1 rRNA gene is annotated in these 506 nt (G+C 56.9%); it reads left to right on the top strand.

The window, feature by feature from the left end:
- Window positions 1-506 (top strand): 23S ribosomal RNA (locus tag I8U18_RS17650); the annotation flags it as partial.

The following is a 506-nucleotide window of genomic DNA, read 5'->3' on the forward strand; positions in this document are numbered from 1 at the left end:
GTCTGTCGGGGTTGTAGGACGTCTCACACGGAGTGAGAAAGGCGAGGGATAGGTGAAGTGGTTCTGGAAAGACCCGCGATAAAAGGTAACAGCCCTGTAACCGAAATCCTTCGCCCTCCGAGACGGATCCTGAGTACCGCGGGACACGTGAAACCCCGTGGGAAGCTGGGAGGACCACCTCCCAAGGCTAAATACTCCCTGGCGACCGATAGTGAACCAGTACCGTGAGGGAAAGGTGAAAAGCACCCCGGGAGGGGAGTGAAAGAGAACCTGAAACCGTGTGCTTACAATCAGTCGGAGCTCCTTTGAGGAGTGACGGCGTGCCTTTTGTAGAATGAACCGGCGAGTGACGGTTGCGTGCGAGGTTAAGGTGAGAAGCCGGAGCCGCAGCGAAAGCGAGTCTGAACAGGGCGCATGAGTACGTAGTCGTCGACCCGAAACCGGGTGATCTACCCATGTCCAGGGTGAAGTTCCGGTAACACGGAATGGAGGCCCGAACCTTTTGG

The sequence above is a fragment of the Thermoactinomyces sp. CICC 10522 genome (assembly GCF_016055075.1).
In the GTDB taxonomy this organism is placed as follows: Bacteria; Bacillota; Bacilli; order Thermoactinomycetales; family Thermoactinomycetaceae; genus Thermoactinomyces_A; species Thermoactinomyces_A daqus.